Origin of the sequence: Acidobacterium sp. S8 (assembly GCF_009765985.1) — a bacterium.
Lineage (GTDB): Bacteria > Acidobacteriota > Terriglobia > Terriglobales > Acidobacteriaceae > Alloacidobacterium.
On the sequence record NZ_LMUM01000037.1, the window covers coordinates 511,615 to 532,736 of the forward strand.

Here is a 21,122-nt window from a genome sequence, read left to right on the forward strand (position 1 = left end):
CTTACGCGAACAGCAACCGGAACGGCAGCGGGTCTGCTGGCTTTCCAGCTGGTAAGGCACGGCGTGGTCGAAGATGGCGCAACTATCTATATCGAGCAGGGCTACGATATGAAGCGCCCAGTTCGTTGGCATCCTCAACCAATTTACAAAAGATTTTGCTTAAGCCTAAATCCAGCTAATGAACCGAATCCGGCCGAAGCTTTGTATAAGCAACGCTGATTTGTACTACTATGACTTTGTTCAGTGATTCGTTTATTGAGCCAGGTCAATTATGCCTCTGACCGTTTATCGAACATCAAAAGGCCTTTTCGTGGAGAGCGATCAGAAAGGCGGCCTCATTGAGGCGGTCTCTCTGGATTCGATTCTGAGACAACCAGACCCCGAAGAATTTCTGAAGACCTCACTTGTTTCAGCGCGTTCTTCTCCGTTGCCGACGGCAGAAGAAATTATGGCGCCCATCGAGAACCAGGAAGTATGGGCCTCTGGCGTGACCTATTACCGCAGCCGCAACGCGCGTATGGAAGAGTCGAAAGATGCCGGCGGGGGAAATTTTTACGATCGTGTATACACGGCGGAACGCCCAGAGCTATTTTTTAAGGCGACGGCCCATCGTGTTGTGGGACCCCAAAAGCCAGTGAGGATTCGCCGCGATGCAGCCTGGACAGTACCAGAGCCTGAGCTCACGTTGGTTATCAACGCTCATGGACAAATTGTCGGATACACGATTGGAAATGACATGAGTTCGCGCGATATTGAAGGAGAAAATCCGCTTTATCTGCCGCAGGCGAAGGTTTATGACGGCAGCTGTGCTTTGGGTCCTTCAATCCTGATGACAGATCGACCGCCGCATCCAAATACGAAAATTGAAATGCAAATTCGCCGTTCCGGCATGGTGACATTTTCGGGTTCAACAACGTTGTCTGAGATCAAGCGCGATTTTAAGACTTTGGTTGAGTATCTCTATCGAGAAATGACTTTTCCTGATGGCTGTTTTCTTATGACGGGCACAGGCATTGTGCCCCCAGACTCGTTCACGCTGCAGTCGAAGGATGAAGTTCGCATCACCATCGAGCCCATCGGCACGCTTGTGAATCACGTTGCCTGATGTAAACTTGTTCACCGCGCCTGCGCTTATCTATTCAAGGGGAATGCGCTCATGAATCGAGAATCAGCACTCGTATGGATCGCTGGAAAATGGCGGCAAAGCACATCCACAGAGTATTTTCACTCGGAAAACCCAGCACTCGGCGAACCGTTGCCTGAAAGCTATCCCATTTCCGATTGGGAAGAAGTGCATGAATGCATTCAAGCTGGCGCGGCAGCAGCGGAGATATTAGAGACGACTCCCGGTGAGCAAATTGCCGCATTCTTTGAAGCCTACGCAAGAGAAATTGAAGCAAGCAGCGATGGGCTGGTGCAATGTGCAAATGCCGAAACGGGCCTTCCCATTACTCCACGGCTGAGAGAGGTGGAACTGCCGCGCACGACGGATCAGTTGCGCCAAGCTGCCAAAGTGGTGCGCGACGAAACCTGGCGGCGACCTGTCCATGATGAGGCGCGCAATATTCATTCGATCTTTGCGCCTCTTGGTGGCCCGATTGTGGTGATGGGGCCAAATAACTTTCCTTTTGCATTTAATTCGATTGCAGGTGGGGACTTTGCTGCCGCACTTGTGGCTCACAATCCGGTTATCGCTAAAGCGAATCCAGCGCATGCCGGGACAACCAAGCTCTTTGCAGAAGCGGCAGATCGCGCGCTGCGTAAAGCCGGCTTACCTTCAGCCACGATTCAGTTGATTTATGACTTGTCGAAGGATGATGGCTTGAAACTCGTCTCACACCCACTGACGGCAGCCACAGGTTTTACTGGAAGCAGAATGGGTGGAATGAAGCTGAAGGCGGCCGCAGATGCCGCCGGCAAACTTATTTATCTGGAGATGTCGAGCGTGAACCCCGTTATTCTGCTTCCGGGAGTGCTAGGCGAGCGAGGGGCCGCCCTGGCCGAGGAGTTCTTCGTATCCTGCACGATGGCAGCCGGCCAGTTCTGCACTAATCCCGGATTTCTTATCGTTCCAGCGATTCCGGATGGGGATGCCTTCATTCAAGTAGCAGCGCAACGATTTGCAAGCGCGACGCCTGGTGTTCTTCTAACTCGCAGTGGAGTTAACGCCGCCAAGGATGGTGTGCAGTTGCTGCAGAAGTATGGCGCAACGGTTCTCTGCGGCGGCGAACCTGTTGCCGGGTCCGGGTTTCGATTTCAGAACACGGTACTTACAATTACGGGAGACCGTTTCTTACAACATCCGAAGGAGTTACAGACGGAAGTATTCGGTCCGGTAGCTCTGATCGTGACGTCGGCAGACGCATCCCAAACCCGCTCTATTTTGCAATGTATCGAGGGTAGCCTGACGGGAACCATCTATTCGGGCGATTCGTCAGCCGACACACAAGCCTATACGCAAATCGAACCGGTGCTGAGACGCCGAGTAGGCCGATTGGTTAGTAACCGCATGCCGACCGGAGTTGCGGTTTCGCCGGCGATGAACCACGGCGGACCTTTTCCAGCCACGGCTCACCCCGGTTTTACCTCTGTTGGGTTACCGTTCAGTGCCCAACGTTTCGCCGCTCTACATTGCTATGACAACGTAGCGAAGGCAAATCTGCCACCTTCGTTGAGGAATTTCTGAATCTGGGTCAGTCCGCTACTCAGCGGACCTCACGGGCTAGTCCCAATTGATCGATGATCACGTGTTGGATTTGCATGGAAATCTGTTGACCGCCTGCGTCTGAAGGATGAACTCGGTCTGATGTGAGAATCCCGCTTTGGTTTGCTGCGGAGAACGATTTCCAGATCTCACCGAGATCAAGATATCCCGCCTGCTGATTCGTTGCTACCTAACGAGCGGCTTCTCGATATTGATACTGAGAAAGCCCCAGCGAATTTCGCATTTTGCCTCGGAGAGAGGGCTTGGGCGAGAGGCATCTATACCCGCCGCAGTCCGTGTAGGGATTGAGCTTCTGGCGGGAAGGAATGCCCATAGCGCGAGGAAGAGCAGAAAGCCGAAAGCTCCCAGTAGATAAAAGCCCATCCTCCATGAAAAATGTTCGGCCATAAAACCGCCATAGAAACCGCCGAGCCCGGCCCCGGCCGGCAGTCCTGTGAGGACTAAGGCATTTGCCAGAGACCGTGTCGAATCGGAATGAAATGTGGCAATATGCGCTACTGCGGCTGGAAGAAACAATGCTTCCGAAATGCCAAGCAGAACCCGCAGCATAAGAAATTGTGTCTGACTTTGAGCAGAGCCGTTTGCGAGGGTTACGGCGCTAAAAATGAGAAGACTATAGAGGATCAGGGGCTTGCGGCGAACGCGATCGCCGAGATATCCGCCGAGAGGCGAACAGATTCCATATACCCATAGGAAGACCGATCCGAGCATCGCCAGCGCTACATTCGACAAGCGCATCTCCCGCTGGAGGATGGGGAAGATTGCAAAGACGACCATGCGATCCATGTAGTTCAGACACGCTACCATCCAGAGCAATGCAACGACGACCCATTTGCTGTACTGATCAGACACTGTCGCCGCCTTGTCCATGGGATAAAAGAATCGCAGCAGCTGAAGATGCCGCAGCGCTTAACCTGCCGACCAGAATATCCTTATGGTTACTGCCGCTGCTTCGTTAGCGTAGAAGCTGCGAGGTCATCGCTTGCTCGACCGTTCATTCTGCGGAACAGATTCTTCGAAATCTTTGGGGAACCCAACATGAAAGTCATTTGAGTGCGTGCTCGAAGGGTTCTGTCGATACGAAGGCTGTACCGAATGCAAGTACACCCTCTTTGAAATGATCACAGTCTTTCTAATCGGTCGAGTTGGTAGGCGGGAAACAATATGGGAACACCCGGGGAGGAAACCATCCCGAATGATCTCAAGCAATCCTAAAGCACCGCCGCTCTAACGTCTTTCGTATCAATCGCATCGGATGGTTCTTTATGCCGATGGCGCTCCCGAATCCAAGACCCAAAGAAGGAGGACCTTGGGATGGAGCCCCTCCTGCATTTATGGAAGAGAAACGGAATCTCGGCGCCAACGAATTGGTCAATGCTTTCATCGAAGAATTGTTTCAGTGGTCGGAGTTGCCTCCTCGGATAAGGGCAGCGTGGCGATATTACATTGCTGCCGTCCTGAACTATCCGGCTGATTGAACAGAAGTAAAGCAATTTTTTATCCCCTGTTCCACTCTATGGGATGACGCGACGAGTGATGGGCGATGAAGAGTTCTTCGACCTGTTCCCCCCCCGAGGAAGAGCGGCATCTGGATCCCGTCTTCTTGGGAAGAACTAGCGTCACTTCGGAAAGGCCTCCATGCAAAATGCATTAATTGATCTACTCTCCTCCTGCGAATTCTGCTAGTTTCCAAGGGCAGCGAAATGGAATAGCCTTGAAACCTTGGCGAGATCGAGGAAAACAGCTGTGCCTGCGACCAACGTCTCCGGTGCAGATACGCCACCAGCCAAAGATCTGCCAGACGAGTGGGTGTTGACACCCATTTTGCAGCAGGACTGTGACCTTGGAAGCGGCGGCGCGCGCAAGCCAGGGACGACGCCGGAAGCGGCACGGGGGAGAGGCGAGCATGCTAGCAAATTTGAAGATCCGGAGTAAACTGCTGATCGCCTTGCTGCCTCTGGTGGCTATGGTATTCGTGGCGGTAGCGTATTCATCCATTGAGATGTACCGTGCGGACGCCAGGTATTCCCTCATCCTGGATGAGGATGTAAAGGCACTCCGGACTGTGATTGACGCGCGGGCAACGAACAATCAGTTCGGTCGGCTCCTTTATGAAGAGATAGCCGAGTCCGAGGCTGGTGGAAAGCACCGGGTCGATGCTGATGTTGACAAGACTGCGGATGCATTTTACACCGCTGTCAACGAGGCGGCACGAGAGAGTCCGAGTCGGACACCGGCGATCAAAGCAATCGAAGCTGCATTCGATCGAGTCGTGCCGGGCTCGCGTCAGGTTCGGGCTGCAACGTTCGACAATGACAATTCGACCGCATTAGCTTTGATGCGCGGAATCGTAGATCCAAACCTGGAGCAAGTAAGGCAACGGATCGCTGACCTGATTGACGAGATGGACAGGTCGATCGCTCGGCAGTCCGATGACCTGACGGTCCAAATGCACAAGACCATCCTGATCGTCTGGATCGTAGTCGGGCTCGGACTTGTTGCGTCTTTCTCCTTCGCCCTGTTTATTGTCCAGCATGAGGTTGTTGATCTATTGCAATTGTTCCGTGGCCGTATCTTGGATGTGGCGGAAGAGCGATGCGACCAACCCATCTCTAATCTTGAACGCACAGATGAGATTGGCGACATGAGCCGTGCGCTGCACACACTGCAGTGCGCTGCCCGGGAACGGCAAATCCAAGCTTGGGTCAAGGCAGAAGTGGCAACCACGATGCGGCGTCTGCAGTCCGCCGAGGACTTTCAGGGCTTCGCCCAAGCGTTGTTTTCACGGATATCGGAATCTATAGAATTGCTGTATGGGGCCTTCTACCTCGCCGATTCAAGTCATACGCGATTTACGATGGTCGGAGGTTTTGCCCTCCACGCATCTGAAGAGTCCAAGTCCTTCTCACTTGGAGAAGGACTGATTGGACAAACTGCTGCCGAGAAGCGTCCGCTGGAAGCTGCGACCACGGATGATAATCAACTGCAGATTTCAGCAGGCATCGCGAATGTGGAGACACGGTATCTGCATTTTTTGCCAGTCGTCGCGCACGATGCCGTAGTGGCAGTAATGGAGCTGGCCCCCGGGCATCCTTTGACAGGAGCCCAAAAGTCCTTGCTCGAAGCGCTTCTGCCGAGAGTTGCGCTGAATACTGAAATTCTGATCGGCACACTCGAGACCAAAAAGTTGCTCGAACAGACCCGTCTTCAAGCAGCTACTGTTGCCGCGGCAGAGGAGCGGTCACGTCTGATTTTGGGATCGGTCAACGAAGGTATTTGCGGACTGGACACTGAAGGACTCACAACATTTGTGAACCCGGCGGGTGCGAAGATGCTCGGCTATGAGCCGGACGAGCTGGTTGGCCAGCCTCTGCATGCGCAAGTCCACTTTGCAAATCCTGACGGATCAGAATTTCTTTTGGATCTCTGTTCTATGAATAAGACCGCCAGGGATGGCCAGCCTCGAGTGGTTGTCGATGAGGTTCTGTGGCGCAAGGACCGTTCCAGTTTTCCAGTCGAGTACACAGTTACGCCTATCCGCAGGATGGGACAGGTTGTGGGGAGTGTCGTTGCCTTTCGCGACATAACGCAACGGCGTGCCGCGGAAAAACGACTACAGTTCACGCAACACGCTGTCGATAATGCTGCGGATGCCGTCTTCTGGGTCAATCCCTCGGGCGGCGGGATTGAATATGCAAACGAAGCAGCTTGCCGGACTCTTGGTTTCCGACGCGAAGAGCTGCTTGGAATGAATATTGCCGATATCAATCCCGCCGTTACCATCGAAAGACTCGCCGAGATGATGACTCAGCTGCGAGAGAAACATGTCTTGAGCTGGGAGGGGCAGCATCGCACCAAGGATGATCGGAGCTTCGACGTCGAAATAACGATATTTCTCGCTGATTATCTGGACCGCCAGATGATGGTCACCAATGTTAAGGACATCACGGAGCGCAAATTGGCTGAGGCGGAAATACGCCGATCCAAGGAGATAGCCGAAGCTGCGACGCGAACCAAATCGGATTTTCTCGCCAACATGAGCCACGAGATTCGCACGCCGATGAACGCCATCATCGGGCTGACCTATCTGGCCCTGAAGACCGAGCTAACCCGAAAGCAAGAAGATTACCTGGTCAAGATCAAGTCCGCCGCCCAGGCCCTGCTCGGCATCATCAATGACATCCTGGACTTTTCCAAAATCGAAGCCGGCAAGCTCGATATGGAGAAGACAGACTTCCGGCTTGAGGATGTGTTGGATAACCTGTCATCCATCGTCAGTCAGAAAGCGCAGGAGAAGAACCTTGAGTTTCTTATTTCCGCGCAGCACGATCTTCCACTCAATCTGATCGGAGATCCATTACGACTCGGGCAGATTTTGATCAACCTGGTAAACAATGCCGTCAAGTTCACCGAACGCGGTGAGGTGGTGGTAAGTGTCGGACTGGAAGAACAGATTGGTGAACGAGTCAAACTGAAGTTCTCCGTCCGCGATAGCGGAATCGGCATGACGCCGGAACAAAGCGCTCACTTGTTCCAAGCATTTTCACAGGCGGATACGTCCACCACTCGGAAGTATGGCGGAACCGGACTTGGACTTTCTATCTCCAAGCGGCTAGTGGAGATGATGGAAGGGACTATCTGGGCTGAAAGTGAATACGGGGTGGGGAGTACGTTTCGTTTCACCGCATGGTTCGGAGTCGGAACGGGTGTGGAACATCGCAAGCGCTTTATTCCCGATCTTGCCGGTATTCGCGCTCTGGTCGTGGATGATAACGCGCAAGCGCGAGAGATTCTCACAGAGAATCTACGGGTATTCGCGCTTCGAGCAGAAGCAGTTTCGTCCGGCGAAGATGCAGTTCGGGAATTAGTTGCGGCTGACTCACACGATCCCTATCAGCTCGTATTGATGGACTGGCACATGCCCGGTATGGACGGTCTGGAGGCAAGTAGCCTTATCAAGCGCGGCGGACGTCTGCAACATGTTCCCAAAATCGCCATGGTGACTGCTTTCGGACGAGAGGATATCCGTGCTCAGGCGGAAGAGATCGGGATCGAAAATTATCTGCTGAAGCCGGTAAATTCTTCGCTTTTGTACGACACCCTGATAGACATGTTTGCCATAGCCGTAGTAGAAGGCGATGATCGGCGTGCGGCAAAAGATAATATACCCACTCAGGATGCCAGTGGCATTCGGATTCTGCTGGTCGAGGACAACGAAATGAATCAGCAAGTCGCAACTGAGTTGTTGGAGAGCGCAGGGGCAATAGTGACCATAGCTAATCATGGCGCTGAAGCAGTGAAAATCCTGACGCAAAGTCATGAGCCACCGCCTTTTGACGTTGTGTTGATGGATCTACAGATGCCTGAGATGGACGGTATTACGGCAACCAAGCATCTTCGGGCCAAGCCAAACCTTCAGACGCTGCCGATCATAGCGATGACTGCGCATGCGTTAGTGGAGGAGCGCCAGCGGTGTCTCGATGCCGGGATGAACGATCATATTAGTAAGCCCATCGATCCCGACGTGTTGTTTGCGACTCTGGCGCGTTGGGTGAAGCCACTTCACGTGAATGCTTCGGCGACACGAGCGAAACAAGACGGACCGCCGACTGATGTAATTGTCCCTCAGGTAAAGGGTATCGATTTGGACGGAGGCCTCAAGCGTGTCGCAGGTAATAAGAGGCTGTACCGCGATCTTCTGGGGCAGTTTGCGCAGAAACAGGGCGATGCCGAGACCCAGATTTCGGAGGCGCTGAGAAATGGGGACCGTCAGTTGGCCGAACGAGTGGCCCACACAGTCAAAGGTGTTGCGGGTAATATTGGGATTACGCAGATACAGTCAGCTTCCGCTCGCGTAGAGAAGGCGATCCGCGAGAATGACCCAGCGATTCCGGTCCTCTTGGCGGAATTTAGTAAGCTCCTTCAATCGCAAATCCAGTTGATTGTGACAGGCTTGAATGAAACACAACCGGAGCCGCCTGATACCCATGCGAATTCAACATTCGATGCAAACGCAGTTTCGGCTGAGGTCGTTCGGCTCAGGAGGCTGCTGGAGGCTAGCGACGGTGATGCGGGAGAGGCTTTTAGCAAACTCCAGGACGCATTTGCTGGTCGAGTCGAGAATGCCCGGTTGAATGCTCTCAGTGACGACATTCGCGATTTTGAATATGAATCCGCGCTCGTGAAGCTCGACGCAATTGTTCATGAACTTAGCTTGAACGACGGAAAGGTAGCGGGATGAATGCCGACACGAAGAAAATTCTTTTGTTGGTCGACGATACTCCGGCCAACATTCAAATCGCGCTTGCAATTCTCAAGGATTTATACCAGGTCAGAGTTGCTACCAACGGGACCAAGGCTCTGGAATTGGCCAACACTGAACCACCACCAGATTTGATTCTGCTGGACGTAATGATGCCTGGAATGGATGGTTTTGAAGTGTGTATCCGCTTAAAGGCTGACGCAAAGACCTGCGAAATCCCAGTGATATTTCTTACAGGCCAGACCGAAATTGAGGATGAAACCAGAGGCTTCGAAGTTGGAGGTGTGGATTACATTCACAAGCCATTTTCGCCCGCAGTTGTAAAGGCAAGGGTACATACTCATCTGGTTCTGCGCGGAATGCGCGAGCAGTTGAAGCAGCAATTAATGGCGATCAGGAGCGAACTGGAAACTGCGCGGCAAATCCAGCTATCGATCCTTCCGCGTGAGATGCCGAAAATTGAAGGTCTGGACATCGCCGCCCGCTATATTCCGATGACCGAAGTCGCAGGCGATTTCTATGATTTCATAGTCGTGGACGAGAGACGGCTGGGCGTCCTGGTTGCGGATGTCTCGGGGCACGGCATGCCTGCCGCACTCATTTCTTCAATGCTCAAGATCGCGCTTGCGGCACAAGCTCCGTTTGCTACGGACCCGGCACGAGTTCTCACAGGTTTGAATGATGCATTGTGTGGAAAGTTTCAAGGTCATTTCGTCACAGCGGCTTATCTTTTTATAGACACGGGGAACCGGAAAATCCGCTATGCCGGTGCCGGCCACCCGCCGCTAATTTTGAGAAATCAGGCGGCTGGCAGCACCATTGACATTGAGGAGAATGGTCTGATGCTGGGTGCTTTCCCGGACGCTACCTATTCCGCCGTGGAGATGCCCTTGCATGAGGATGGTTGGAGCTTGCTTTACACGGACGGCATCCTCGAAGCGGCAAATTCGTCGGAGGAAGAATTTGGAATAGGCGGCATTAAGCTGTTTCTGGAAAACAATGACGGCCTCACTGTAGACATGTTCATCGACGGATTACTAGAGCGGTTGTCGTGCTGGACCTCCGGACAGGAGACACAAGACGACCTTACGTTGTTGGCGATCCACTTTAAGGGCAGCTCGAGTGCGCGAGTAGTATCAGATATTTAGAACATGATCTCCACGATCACGACCATGCAGGCCTTTCAACCTGAGCGAACTCTGAACTTTGCTGATCCGAGTTCGGACTGGAGTCTCGATTGCAACGGTCGGCTACTGCATCCCGAGGTCGGCTAGCTGTTTAGGATTGGCCTCGTCAACAGCCAGTAGATTGTGACAGAGCGAGCAGTCGTTGCTGATGCTCTTTTCATTCTTTGCAGTGTGGCTCCCGTCATGACAGCGAAAGCATCCCGGATAGTCGTTGTGGCCGATGTTGTTCGGATGTGTTCCCCAGGTGACCTTCATAAAAGGAAAGACATTCTCGCCATAAAGCTTGACGAGAGTTCCGGCTGCCTGGTCGATCTGCTCCCGTTGTCCACTCCACACAGCCGGATATTGCGACTGGTAGAAATTCTCGAGACCTACAGTGATTTTCGATGTCGCGTCTTCCTGTGAGCTGTAGTCGGCTTTGATCAAAGCGAGTCCCTCCTTGCGCACAAAGGGAAGAGAAGCATTCGGGCTCCCGGCTGCCATGGCTTTGTTCAGTGCTGCTTCTGGTGTGTCGAAGGAATGGGCAGCGCGATTGTGGCAGTCGATGCAATCCATCACCCGCTTCTGACCGGCCATCGGCTCTTTAGCATCGCTAGACACAAACTCAGTTGTTGAGCCATCAGCGTTGATCTTGCTGACCCAGGGAATTGTTTGATGCGTCGTATCGGTTGCGATGTATTCGATGCGGCCCAGGTGCGCTCCATGGATTCCACTCAGCTTGCCAAACTGATCGCGTCCACCGATATGCAACAGAACCAGCGTCCGCGTCATCGAGTTCTGTTCGTCATCGGCATAGGAGGTTTTTACGAGGAGCTTGTCCCCGATGAATTTATTCGGATTATGGCAGCTGAGGCAGGTTACCTCTGCCGGCGGTAGTTTTTCTTCTGCCATGATCGGCGTGGGGTAGCTGTGAAACGCCACTTGCATGAGTTGTCTAGTTCCATTGACCTTCGCATGTACGAAGCCCTTTATTCCTTCCGCGATATGACATCTCGTGCAGGCAACACCCTGATGAGAAGAAACATGATAGGCAGCCCATTCAGGAGCCATTACATGGCATGACTGGCCACAAAAGTTTGGCGTATCCATATGGGCGACGGCGCGATAGCTTCCGGTTCCCACGATGATGAAGTTGATAACGGTAGCGATGAGAACAATATCAAGTCCGTGCCGAAAACGTGGATCCCTTAGATCAATCTGCGGATACTGCGTAGGCAGTTGTCCCGTGACTTTGAGATGTCTTCGGCGCAACCACATCCCGATCGGGATAAGAATCAGTCCCAGAACGAAAAGCCCGGGCAGGCAGAGATCAAAAATGATCCCGACATACGGGTTGCCGGAGCCTCCATGACCGAAGAAAGCGACAACCCAGAAGCCGATGAGGGTAGCAGCCGAAGCGGTGGTCAGTGCGCCACCGATCAAGCTCAGTAGATTGTTTCCGAAGAAGAAAAAGGGCCGTAGCCAGTTTTCTCTTAACTTGCCGAACGGAGCCATGCAAGCCTCGCTTTTAGCGCGGACTATTTCTGCAATGTACGGATGTAGGCGACGACGTCCTTAATCTGCGCGTCTGTCAGTTTGCCCTTATAGGCAGGCATCTTGCCCTTACCGTTTTTCGTTGCGGCGATCAGGTCGTCGTCCGATGCCTTGACGAGTTCAGGCGAGTTAAAGGGAAGAGCCTTCATCGATTTCCCTGCAGGGGTGCTGCCGCTGCCATCGGCGGCGTGACAACTCACGCATTTGGCCTTATAAGTATCCGCCCCGCTTTGGGCCAGTGCTGTTGTAGACCCGAAAGCTGATATGACGCTCACGACGATCCATGTCCATGTGACTTTTTTCATTGTTCGGTCTCCCTGCTCCAGTGTGTTGAATTTACTTTCCATACAAGACCCGGTCAGAACTCATAATGCATACTAAGCGTGTAGACGTTCCCGCGGAAACTACGCGGCAGCGTCGGCCCAATCGGAGTGCCTTCGCCATATCCGTAATAATTCCAATCGGCTTTCCATGCCCAGGCTGAAGAAAAATTCCACGCGATATTTGCATATGGTGTCTGGTATTGCGATTGAAGCGAGCCTGGAACCTGCCGCGGATTAAGAAACTCTGTTGTGCCATTCACGGCACTCATGCGATAGCCGAGAGCGGAGCGAAACTGCTTTACTGGGGCCAGTGTAATACCAATCGATCCATACTGCGTCGGAGAGTCATAGTATCCCGTGCCCAGATAGATATTGTTGCCGCATCCCGTCCCGGCAGGAACGCCTACCGCGCCCGCAGGTGCTGGCGACGCGGCATAGCATAAGGACGTTCGCGAGAAGACGTCCATATAGCCGTAGCTGAGTTCAAGCCCATAGTGCTCGTTGGGCATGAATGAAGCGCCGACTGTGGCACTGCGGCTGTGATCCAGATGATTTACATAAAGAACATTATTCCGCCGTTCCAGATCGTTGAAGGTTCCCGAAATCGTGGCCCAGTCTCTGGGTTTGTAGGTCGTATGGATCTGATAGTGCTGCAGCGCTCGCGGATTGATCTGGGTATATGTCCTATTTGCGTACGATGCTTCGACACTCCCATTGATTCGCCACTGCAGCGTGGGGCGAAGAACAACACCCAGTATGCCGCCGTTCTCGTGAATGTCTAATGTGTACGGATTGCCTTCGGGTGGCGCGCCGTCTTCACCCAGCAACAAGGAATAGTTGAGCGCACGAGAGCGATAGCGATAAGCCAATGACATGCTTGCTTTCGGAGAAGCCTGCCACGCTGCGGTCAATGTGTTGGTTTGTGTTTTCTGCCCGAGAAAAGAATCTGCGACAGTGGTCGTCGGTGCTGAGGGAGGCCCAGGCGCGGCTAACATCGAAGTTCCTGACTGATCGACTTCTGAGAGATAGTTGTTTCCAGGCTGGCGGAAGTTCCAGAAGTCGTACTGGTCGGAGAGACTGACCTTCTCCGATACCTGCCAGACGACACCGTAATCGGCCGAAACGTTGATCCGTTGCGCACTGGAGTAACCAGTCACCGTCGAGGCCCGCAGCTTACTCCTGCTGCTGAGGCCGTTGAAATATTCGTTGTAGTTGGGCAGATCCATATTTGCGTCGGTGTAGCGAACGCGGCCATTCATTTGAATGTTCCTAATCGATGAACTCTGGAACTTAAATTCTTCGGTGGGGAACAACTCCCGCGTTGGCGAATAACGATGGTACTGCAGAAAGCCATTGCACGTGTCATTGGCAGTAGTAGGGGTAGTCGAACTGTTAAGGATTGCCGGCCCGGTGCAGCTGGGCACGGCGACATTGTCGAAGCCAAGACTTACAGGCGCTCCATTCGAGAGCTGTAGATTCAGCCCGCTAAGCTGCCAGTTGGTATCTCCCTTGTAGTGCGTTATGTGCTCCTCATAGGTGAGGGTGGTCTTAGGCAACACCCTCCAGTCGACCGCGCCCAGCCAGTTGTCTGTGCTGTTGCGCCAGTTCTGAAGTAACAGGCCCTGCGTTCCTTCATGGATCGAACTATATGTCGGCCCCTGGTTGATGTTCTGCGAATATCCGGTGCGAAAGCTGATCTTTGAAATTGGCAGGAGTGTCAGGTTCACGTCCGTCATACGGCGGACGGTATTGAAAAGATGCGGCGAACTGTTTATATGCGGGAATGTGTAGCCATTCGAAGTCAGTCCATCCGGGATCAGCGGATTCGCGAATAGGTCGTAGTCAAAATACTGGCGGTTGCGCCGGAATAGCCCTTGAAAGTCATACAGTTTTCCTTTGGACATGCGGAGCACGGTTACATTGATTGGGTCACCTCCATAGCCGGTGCTCGACGTCATCAAAGTGTCGAAAAACGGATATTTCACTTTCCCTACCGCGTGCATTTCCAGCGATTGACTGAGAATGCGCGGCCCGCTCTGCAGATTGACCAGCGTGGCATACATCGGATCGCTGCCCGAGTGTTCGGCGATATGACCGCCAAGGTCGACCGTTTGATGAATCGCGTATCCGTCCTTGATGGTCTCCTTTGGCTGGGTTGTAGTTTCCTGTGCCGGAGGTGTCGTCTCCTTTGACGGGGTTTTAGTTTCCTGCGCTGGAGCCGTCGTTTCCTGTGGTGGACTTGTCTCCTGCGCTAATGAGCTAGCCTGCAGGGGCACTGCGCACATGGAAATACCTAGCGCGATACGCACCGCGAACGCACGGAGTGAGGATACATCGAACGTCGTAGATGAGAGACGACCCATCATCGCTCCTTACGCCTCCTCAGTGAAAGAAAACGCTGTCTGAGTTCGAGCCGTGGATCTGCGTATGACAATTGATGCAAGCTACATATTGCGTAGCCTGGTTGTGGTTCGGCCCACTAGGGGAAACGGCGTGCGGGAATGCTCCCATGTTGGTTTCTGAATGACATTGCAGACAGAGCGTATTCACGTTCGCCACATTCAACAGACGTGGATTGGGGGAGCCGTGAGGCGAATGGCAAATGGTGCAGCCTTCGGTCTTCACTACGGGGTGCTCATAAACGAAGGGCCCGGCAGTTTCTGTATGGCATTTCACGCAAATTGCGTTCTGGTCGGCTGTGGACTTGAGTTGCGTGGTCTGAAACGTGCCATGCGGATTGTGGCAATCGCTGCACTTCATCAACCCTTCATCTACTTTGTGATGGAAAGGCTGTGCGAATGCCGCTTTCAGGTCTGTATGGCAGGTGTAGCAAAGCTTCGGCTGCGATACTTTCAGCAAACTCGCCTCATCCTCAAACTTGTGAATACTGTGACAACTGGTGCAGCTCAGGTTTGCCTTGCCATGTTCGGAGCGTTCAAAGTTGGGATGTGCGGTTGCATGGCAGCCAAGGCATGTCTTGTCGATCTGCTTTACTGAGGCTTCAGTGAAGCGGAAAATCTTCGTGATGTCCCCGCCCCCATCGACGTGCTCTTTCCCCGGGCCGTGGCAGCTTTCGCAGGTGACCCCTTTGCCTCCATGCATCAGCGCCAGGCGTGAATGAGGATTCTTGGCAAACTTATTCACCACATCTTCATGACACGCCATGCAGGTTTCAGAACCCAGGTAATCAGCGGATTTATCCGCAGTTTTCGTCTGCTGATGAGCTGGTTGCTGGTCCTGATTACGCGCTGCATTTACGCTGCTCACCCGCCACAGTGCGGGCAGCAAGACTAAGAGGACGGAACTGTATAGCAAACGCTTCATCCGAACCTATCCGTCTTTCATCACCACTAGCTTACAATTGGTGCAACTCTTTCCTGCTCGTTGCACGTGACCTTGTCCATCTGGCGGTCGGGCGGTTTTGTCGTTCTTGCGTCGTTTTACGGGGTCAACAGCCTCATGTTTCGATAGGAAATCCGGTACGAATCAGTCTGACATATGCGCTTCGTTTAGATAATTTCGACCCATTGCGCAGCCGAAATTAGGTGCCTCAATAAAAGCACAATTGGCAGCAATTCAACACCTGTCAATTCGTACAGGTATGGACAGCCTTCGAGATGTCATATTGCCCACCGTTAGATCTCCTCGCATTTGATTAGAAAGCCTTGAGGCCCTCAGAACGAGATTGCGCACAGGTACTCTCCACCGCTTCAACGCTCGCAGTCATTTGTCTTTCCCCTACTTCTGCCGGTTAAGAAACGGGCTGCATTAAGCCAAGTAGCGACCAGGTGTGGCGCGCGATCATGAGTTCCTCATTGGTCGGAACGACCCATGCCGAAACCTTGCTTTGCGCAGTCGATATGCGCGACACGCCGCTAACGTTCGCCTGCGGATCCAGATCCACGCCCAGCCATGAAGATGCCTCACAGATGCGACGGCGGATTTCCGGTGAATTTTCTCCGATGCCTGCCGTGAACACGAGCCCATCGATACCACCCAGGACCGCGGTCAAAGCGCCGATTTCCTTCGCTGCACGATATACGAAGTAATCCACCGCCAGCTGAGCTTCGGGTTCGCTTCTGCCGAGCAGATCACGCATGTCGTTGCTGATCCCGGAAATCCCTAACAAACCCGATTGTTTGTATAGCATCGTCTCTACTTCTTTAGCGGTGAGCTCTAGGCTTTGGAAGAGATATAAAACGACTCCCGGATCGAGCGCCCCCGGCCTCGTTCCCATGCAGAGCCCGTCCAACGCCGTGAAGCCCAGAGTGCTATCAACGCTTTTTCCGTCGTTCAAGGCGCACAGACTCGCGCCGCTTCCAAGATGCGCCACGATGACTCTCCCTTTAGCAATCTCGGGGGCAACCTCCGGCAATACAGAAGCAATGTACTCGTAGGACAGGCCGTGGAAACCGTATCGCTGCAGGCCCGATTTGCAAATGTTTCTTGGCAGTGGGATCAGGTCTGCTACCTGCGAATGGCCGGAATGAAAGCCCGTATCAAAGCAGGCGATCTGCGGTACGTCGGGCATGCGCTCGAAAACGGCATCGATGGCTGCGAGGTTGTACGGCTGATGTAACGGAGCCAGTGGGACGACTTCGTACAGATGAGAAAGTATCTGCCGAGTCACCAGCACCGGCTGACCGTATCGCATCCCTCCATGAACAACTCTGTGTCCAATGCCCAGCACGTGTGCGCCGTGCCACTTTGACCGGAGCCATGACGCGAGTGCGTCGATGGCTGCGTGCCCATCGGAAACAGTGGCATCCAGGCTGTTGCCTGCAAGTACTACACCCCGAGCATCCTTCGCAGAGAGTCGTGGCGCAGTCCCGATGCCCTCGATCTGGCCGCGCGACGCAACTTGCCAGTCTTTCTCGCTGAGTCGCTGGAAAACACAGAACTTCAGGCTTGATGAGCCTGCATTAAGCACAAGTGCATAGTCGTCCATATACCACTCCTACGGATTGTTTCGACGGGCATGCGCGGCGAGCATCGCGACGGCACAACTTGCAATTCGCGACCGCACGCTATCGGCCCGGCTGGTCAGGATGATCGGGACTCTCGCGCCGAGCACCAACCCGGCACTGTCAGCTTTCGCCAGGAAGCTGAGTTGTTTGGCAAGAATGTTTCCCGCTTCGAGGTCCGGCGCCAGCACGATGTCAGGATCACCGGCGACTTCAGAGTGAATACCTTTGGTCAGGGCGGCCTCCTTGCTGATCGCGTTATCAAACGCCAGCGGGCCATCGAGTATGGCTCCGGTAATCTGTTTCCGATCGGCCATCTTGCAGAGAGCCGCCGCATCGATCGTGGCCGGCATCTTTGACGTCACCGTTTCGACTGCTGCCAGGATTGCGACCTTGGGTTTCTTAAGGCCGAGCGAGATGGCGAGATCGATAGCGTTCTGGCAGATGTCTGCTTTGTCTTCCAATGTGGGAAATATATTGATCGCACCGTCAGTGACGATCAGGACCTTGTGATATGTCGGAATATCCATCACAAAGACGTGACTAATTCGGCGGCCGGTCCGCAATCCTCCTTCGCGAGAAACGACCGCCGCCATCAGTTCGTCCGTGTGCAGGCTGCCTTTCATCAGAAGTTCTGCCTGCGCCAAGCGCACCAATTCGACAGCCTTTGCCGCAGATGCATTGCTGTGCGAAGTGTCCACTATTTCAAAGCTGCTGATGTCGAGTCCCGCAGATTTGGCGGTGGCCTCTATCTTGTCCCGAGGTCCGACCAGGATGGGAATAATGATTCCCAGGTTCGCTGCCTCGACTGCGCCAGACAGCGCCGACGCCTCGCACGGATGTGCCACCGCAGTTGGAATCGGCTTCATGTTCTTGCACGTCACCAACATCTGTTCATATTTTCCGGTTCCGCTTCCGGCTTGGTGAATCATCCTTGCACCTCCTGTACTGCGTTTGAGGACAATCCTCGGGTCGCGGGGCCGGTTTCCTTCAGAAGAAACGTCAGAACGATTGCTCCGGCAACCTCGAGAAGCAGCGGTGCAAACGCTGTCTGATAATGTCCCTTTTCCATTAGCTCGGTACCGCCAGACACGTGCTGAAGAATCCATGCAAAGACCGAATCAAGCAGAGCGCTGAATGTAAAATTCAGAAAATTGATCACACCGGTCGCCGTGCCGCCAAACTGCGGAGGGTTAGCTTCCTTAATCACGGCGTACGGCAGCATAGCTGCGCCCGATGCCAATCCTGCCGTGAGCCGATCATATAAAGAGGGAAAACTCCTGTATCGCCGAACAATATCCATGCCAAGCAGGCCAGAAGCAGGGCCGCGCCTGCCATGATCACCGGCTTTCGTCGCCCGAGGCGGTCGGAGATGAAACCGAGAAGCGGACAGCCGATGATCCACCCAAGGGCACCGCGGACGAGCGCATGACTGCTGACGCATAATCGAATCCGTGTGCCTCCTGGAGATAACGCACTCCCCAGACCATATCAAAGATCGTGGTCGGGATAAAAAGCAGTCCTGCAATCAAACCGCACAAGATCGACTGCGGATTGCTGAACCCAATGCGGAATGATCCGACCGTACTGCCCCACCAATTGTTGGGGTGCGCTTCGCGTTTCTGCTTCGGCAGGAGAAGGAGAGCGCATGTCTCGAGGCCGGCGATTCCCATGCCGACCCAGAAACGGTTCCACGCAAGGCCGCCGCCACCGATCATTGGTCCAACGACGAACTGCCCAGCCGATCTACCGGGCATTCCAAACATTTGAGTTGCGCCGACCAGAGTGGCGGCCTTCGAGGTCCGAAAATTCTTAGTGGCGATGTAAATTTCGCCCATAAAGGCAAAGACTCTGCCGGTTCCCTGAAGAACCCTGCCCACGCTCGCGACATCGCTGCGGCCAGTAGCAAACAACAATGCCCCTACGCCCACCATAGCTGCAGCAATCGGCAGAACTTTCCACGGTCCAAGTTGGTCCATCGCAGCGCCAGCGACCAGATTGAACGGGGAATACCCGTAATAGAACAGGCCCACGATTGAGGCCACGCCGAGCGCGGTCACCCCGAAGGTCTCCGACAACTGCGGCATCATGACAGAGGGAGCCGAGCAGAGTGCGTACTGGTAAAAGTAGTAGACCGCCGTCAACACTCAGGCAAGGGCAGCTATACCGAGACTCTTCCCGATCTGCGGCTTGCTTTCTAATTGTGCAGCTCCCGCACCCGGTTCCCGAAGCGTTAATTACGTTGAGTGGGTCTCCCATTGCATGCTCCGCTCGAGTCACCCTTTCGCGCCCCTCAGTTGGCCTCTTACCAGAACCATCTGATTGGAGGAGTTATAGCGACACATGCGCAGCCAAGCCTCGGCGCCATCTACCGAGAACATCTCAAACGGCTATATAGCCTGGGAACTGTCAGTTCTACTAGCAACTACGCATGAAGTGGTAATGTGCATTCTTCATCGGTCTATTCAGTCATAGATCCTTAGAGTGCTTTCAGAAGAGAGTGTTTTGGCATATGGACGCTCCAAGTCGGAAAGCTTTTTCTGGCCCGCATCGGCCAGGAATCGCCAATTATCCGCCGTATTCAGCTAAAGATACTTCAGGATCGAGCTCGGATGCGCAGCTTAACTGCGCGACACCAGCGGCACGCCGGGTAAAGTATGACAAGCATCGTGACCGAAATATCGTACGTGGCAGTCAGGCCGTCGAAGCCTCGCAAGCCAAAATATGTTGCCCGTACTTCGAACGCAGGACGATGGACGATGTAGAAGAACACCGCAATCTGCCCGAACACGTAAAACATGCCGTTCTCCCGGAGACCGATGCGCAGCTCGAGCCTTCTGAGCAACGCGAGACTCGCTGAGCATGTCACTCACATGAGTTATTGCACGCTCCGTTCCTTAGCATAAGTGACTAACTCCGAGTCGGTAACATAGCTAGATATCAGTCCTTGCTCGAAGCCAGCGAAGTGCGGCGAGTTTATGTCTGGCAGAACTGACAGTTTACGAGAGCTTTTCTAATCTGGCACCCTTTTCTGTGAAGCTGGCGGGCTTCGCTTAAGACAGAACCAGGCATTCGGCTTGAAGACATCTTCTACACTGCGGCAGCGGTGACGCTTGTGTGCGTGATGTCGCTACACGCTCTTAGGACTTCCCAACTGTGCTCACCGTTCATCTGCGGGAGAGCACCACTAGCTGACGTGAGTCCGGTTAGCGATGTGGAGTGAAGTTCCGGGGGCAGGAGCTTTTATGAGGTCGAGTCTTCGGATCACCTTGAGACGAATCCGCACTGCCGTGCTGTCGCTGTTCGTCGTTTCCGCCATCTGGATTCAGCCGGCGAGAGCGCAATCCCAGGACAGCAGGCAGCAAGACATACAGCAACTGAAAGATAAGCTTGAGCAGCTGGACAGGATGATGAAGGAGGCCAGGGCAGAGCTCAACGCCCTGGAAGGAGAGGAACACGGCCCACCGAGTGCTCAGGCTGCGGCACAAGGGCCAGCCGGAGCAGAGACGTCTGCAAAGCCGGCACCCAGGATCGCCGTTCCGTCGGAGGCAGTCATTGCTGCTCCCCAGGCCTCAGCCGTGCCGATGGAAGGTGAAATAACAGAGTCGAAGGACAGTGTGAATTTCTATGGATTCGCCATGCTCGACTCCGGATATGACTTCGGGCAGGTGAATCCGAACTGGTACGACGTACTCCGTCCCACCCAGTTGCCGTCCTACCCCAACGAATTTGCGCCGAGTGGAAACGTCTACGCTAGCGTCCGCCAGAGTCGTTTCGGGGTGAAGACGTCCACACCTACACGGTTCGGCGACCTGAACACAATATTCGAATTCGAACTATTTGGGACTGGAGTTGACGCAGGCCAGACAGCCTTCCACCCGAGGCACGCTTATGGCGAGATGGGCCAGTTCGGAGTCGGGCAAACCTGGAGCCCGTTCATGGACATTGGCGTCTTTCCGAACACGATTGAGTACTGGGGACCTAGCGGGATGGTCTCTTTCCGCAATGTACAGGTGCGCTGGATGCCGATCCGAAGTGAGAAAGGCAGCGTCACAATTGCATTGGAGAGACCCGGTGCCAGCGGTGATCAGGGCATTTATGCCGACCGCATCGAGTTATTGAAATAGA

Annotated in this window: 17 protein-coding genes and 1 pseudogene; 9 read left to right on the forward strand and 9 right to left on the reverse strand. The window is 53.9% G+C overall.

The genetic code is table 11. From position 1 onward, the window contains the following. From GSQ86_RS23195 to GSQ86_RS20945, 3 genes and pseudogenes are all read left to right on the forward strand, one after another. Positions 1-219: pseudogene (locus GSQ86_RS23195) on the forward strand (hypothetical protein); the annotation flags it as partial. Positions 220-487: 268 nt separating this feature from the next. Further along, positions 488-1,105, forward strand: a complete 618-nt coding sequence (locus GSQ86_RS20940) for a fumarylacetoacetate hydrolase family protein (protein WP_254062528.1) — start codon at positions 488-490, stop codon at positions 1,103-1,105. Positions 1,106-1,156: 51 nt separating this feature from the next. After that, the gene (locus GSQ86_RS20945; protein ID WP_158752104.1) at positions 1,157-2,686 is read left to right on the forward strand and encodes an aldehyde dehydrogenase (NADP(+)); all 1,530 of its coding nucleotides are present in this window, start codon (positions 1,157-1,159) and stop codon (positions 2,684-2,686) included. Between the two features lie 204 nt (positions 2,687-2,890). Here the strand turns inward: GSQ86_RS20945 and GSQ86_RS20950 are convergent, their stop codons facing one another. Next, positions 2,891-3,577 carry an MFS transporter gene (locus tag GSQ86_RS20950; protein WP_158752105.1) on the reverse strand — a complete coding sequence of 229 codons (687 nt, stop codon included), beginning with the start codon at positions 3,575-3,577 and terminating at the stop codon, positions 2,891-2,893. A 482-nt stretch (positions 3,578-4,059) separates the two neighbouring features. Between GSQ86_RS20950 and GSQ86_RS20955 the strand changes: the two genes are divergently transcribed. The 4 genes from GSQ86_RS20955 to GSQ86_RS20970 all read left to right on the forward strand — a co-directional run bounded on the left by GSQ86_RS20955 (position 4,060) and on the right by GSQ86_RS20970 (position 10,135). After that, complete coding sequence (locus GSQ86_RS20955) at positions 4,060-4,203, forward strand: hypothetical protein (RefSeq protein ID WP_158752106.1); 144 nt, start codon at positions 4,060-4,062, stop codon at positions 4,201-4,203. 268 nt (positions 4,204-4,471) lie between these two features. Next, entirely contained in the window at positions 4,472-4,660 is a 189-nt protein-coding gene (locus tag GSQ86_RS20960) for a hypothetical protein (protein WP_158752107.1), read from the forward strand. Next, complete coding sequence (locus GSQ86_RS20965) at positions 4,632-8,966, forward strand: response regulator (RefSeq protein WP_158752108.1); 4,335 nt, start codon at positions 4,632-4,634, stop codon at positions 8,964-8,966. Before GSQ86_RS20960 ends, GSQ86_RS20965 begins: the two co-directional genes overlap by 29 nt. Next, positions 8,963-10,135, forward strand: a complete 1,173-nt coding sequence (locus tag GSQ86_RS20970; protein ID WP_158752109.1) for a SpoIIE family protein phosphatase — start codon at positions 8,963-8,965, stop codon at positions 10,133-10,135. The genes GSQ86_RS20965 and GSQ86_RS20970 overlap by 4 nt, the downstream gene beginning before the upstream one ends. Positions 10,136-10,237: 102 nt before the next feature. Here GSQ86_RS20970 and GSQ86_RS20975 read toward each other — a convergent pair whose 3' ends face one another. The 8 genes from GSQ86_RS20975 to GSQ86_RS21010 form a co-directional block, all read right to left on the reverse strand. Beyond that, positions 10,238-11,668 carry a NapC/NirT family cytochrome c gene (locus GSQ86_RS20975; protein WP_158752110.1) on the reverse strand — a complete coding sequence of 477 codons (1,431 nt, stop codon included), beginning with the start codon at positions 11,666-11,668 and terminating at the stop codon, positions 10,238-10,240. Positions 11,669-11,691: 23 nt separating this feature from the next. Then, a complete protein-coding gene (locus tag GSQ86_RS20980) occupies positions 11,692-12,012 on the reverse strand; it encodes a cytochrome c (RefSeq protein ID WP_158752111.1) in 321 nt (106 codons plus the stop codon). A gap of 53 nt (positions 12,013-12,065) precedes the next feature. Further along, on the reverse strand, positions 12,066-14,396 hold the full coding sequence (locus GSQ86_RS20985) for a hypothetical protein (protein ID WP_158752112.1): 2,331 nt from the start codon (positions 14,394-14,396) through the stop codon (positions 12,066-12,068). A 16-nt stretch (positions 14,397-14,412) separates the two neighbouring features. Next, on the reverse strand, positions 14,413-15,354 hold the full coding sequence (locus tag GSQ86_RS20990) for a DmsE family decaheme c-type cytochrome (RefSeq protein ID WP_158752113.1): 942 nt from the start codon (positions 15,352-15,354) through the stop codon (positions 14,413-14,415). 427 nt (positions 15,355-15,781) lie between these two features. Further along, the gene (locus GSQ86_RS20995; RefSeq protein ID WP_158752114.1) at positions 15,782-16,978 is read right to left on the reverse strand and encodes an acetate/propionate family kinase; all 1,197 of its coding nucleotides are present in this window, start codon (positions 16,976-16,978) and stop codon (positions 15,782-15,784) included. A 9-nt stretch (positions 16,979-16,987) separates the two neighbouring features. Continuing rightward, positions 16,988-17,926 carry a bifunctional enoyl-CoA hydratase/phosphate acetyltransferase gene (locus GSQ86_RS21000; RefSeq protein WP_158752115.1) on the reverse strand — a complete coding sequence of 313 codons (939 nt, stop codon included), beginning with the start codon at positions 17,924-17,926 and terminating at the stop codon, positions 16,988-16,990. Beyond that, positions 17,923-18,219 (reverse strand): hypothetical protein, encoded by a 297-nt coding sequence (locus GSQ86_RS21005; RefSeq protein ID WP_158752116.1) that lies wholly within the window; start codon positions 18,217-18,219, stop codon positions 17,923-17,925. Before GSQ86_RS21005 ends, GSQ86_RS21000 begins: the two co-directional genes overlap by 4 nt. A gap of 115 nt (positions 18,220-18,334) precedes the next feature. Next, complete coding sequence (locus tag GSQ86_RS21010; RefSeq protein ID WP_216841234.1) at positions 18,335-19,141, reverse strand: MFS transporter; 807 nt, start codon at positions 19,139-19,141, stop codon at positions 18,335-18,337. Between the two features lie 365 nt (positions 19,142-19,506). Here GSQ86_RS21010 and GSQ86_RS21015 point away from each other — a divergent pair, with 365 nt between their 5' ends. Further along, entirely contained in the window at positions 19,507-19,854 is a 348-nt protein-coding gene (locus GSQ86_RS21015) for a hypothetical protein (RefSeq protein ID WP_158752118.1), read from the forward strand. Between the two features lie 385 nt (positions 19,855-20,239). Next, positions 20,240-21,121: a DcaP family trimeric outer membrane transporter gene (locus GSQ86_RS21020; RefSeq protein WP_158752119.1), complete on the forward strand. Its 882-nt coding sequence runs from the start codon at positions 20,240-20,242 to the stop codon at positions 21,119-21,121. Position 21,122 lies beyond the last annotated feature (1 nt).

What these genes read in the sequence shown, in the direction of transcription:
- GSQ86_RS20945 (WP_158752104.1), top strand. Translation starts at nt 1,157, where the DNA reads ATGAATCGAGAATCAGCACTCGTATGGATCGCTGGAAAATGGCGGCAA.
- GSQ86_RS20955 (WP_158752106.1), top strand. Translation starts at nt 4,060, where the DNA reads ATGGAAGAGAAACGGAATCTCGGCGCCAACGAATTGGTCAATGCTTTC.
- GSQ86_RS20965 (WP_158752108.1), top strand. Translation starts at nt 4,632, where the DNA reads ATGCTAGCAAATTTGAAGATCCGGAGTAAACTGCTGATCGCCTTGCTG.
- GSQ86_RS20970 (WP_158752109.1), top strand. Translation starts at nt 8,963, where the DNA reads ATGAATGCCGACACGAAGAAAATTCTTTTGTTGGTCGACGATACTCCG.
- GSQ86_RS20975 (WP_158752110.1), bottom strand. Translation starts at nt 11,668, where the DNA reads ATGGCTCCGTTCGGCAAGTTAAGAGAAAACTGGCTACGGCCCTTTTTC.
- GSQ86_RS20980 (WP_158752111.1), bottom strand. Translation starts at nt 12,012, where the DNA reads ATGAAAAAAGTCACATGGACATGGATCGTCGTGAGCGTCATATCAGCT.
- GSQ86_RS20985 (WP_158752112.1), bottom strand. Translation starts at nt 14,396, where the DNA reads ATGATGGGTCGTCTCTCATCTACGACGTTCGATGTATCCTCACTCCGT.
- GSQ86_RS20990 (WP_158752113.1), bottom strand. Translation starts at nt 15,354, where the DNA reads ATGAAGCGTTTGCTATACAGTTCCGTCCTCTTAGTCTTGCTGCCCGCA.
- GSQ86_RS20995 (WP_158752114.1), bottom strand. Translation starts at nt 16,978, where the DNA reads ATGGACGACTATGCACTTGTGCTTAATGCAGGCTCATCAAGCCTGAAG.
- GSQ86_RS21000 (WP_158752115.1), bottom strand. Translation starts at nt 17,926, where the DNA reads ATGATTCACCAAGCCGGAAGCGGAACCGGAAAATATGAACAGATGTTG.
- GSQ86_RS21005 (WP_158752116.1), bottom strand. Translation starts at nt 18,219, where the DNA reads ATGCTGCCGTACGCCGTGATTAAGGAAGCTAACCCTCCGCAGTTTGGC.
- GSQ86_RS21015 (WP_158752118.1), top strand. Translation starts at nt 19,507, where the DNA reads ATGGACGCTCCAAGTCGGAAAGCTTTTTCTGGCCCGCATCGGCCAGGA.
- GSQ86_RS21020 (WP_158752119.1), top strand. Translation starts at nt 20,240, where the DNA reads ATGAGGTCGAGTCTTCGGATCACCTTGAGACGAATCCGCACTGCCGTG.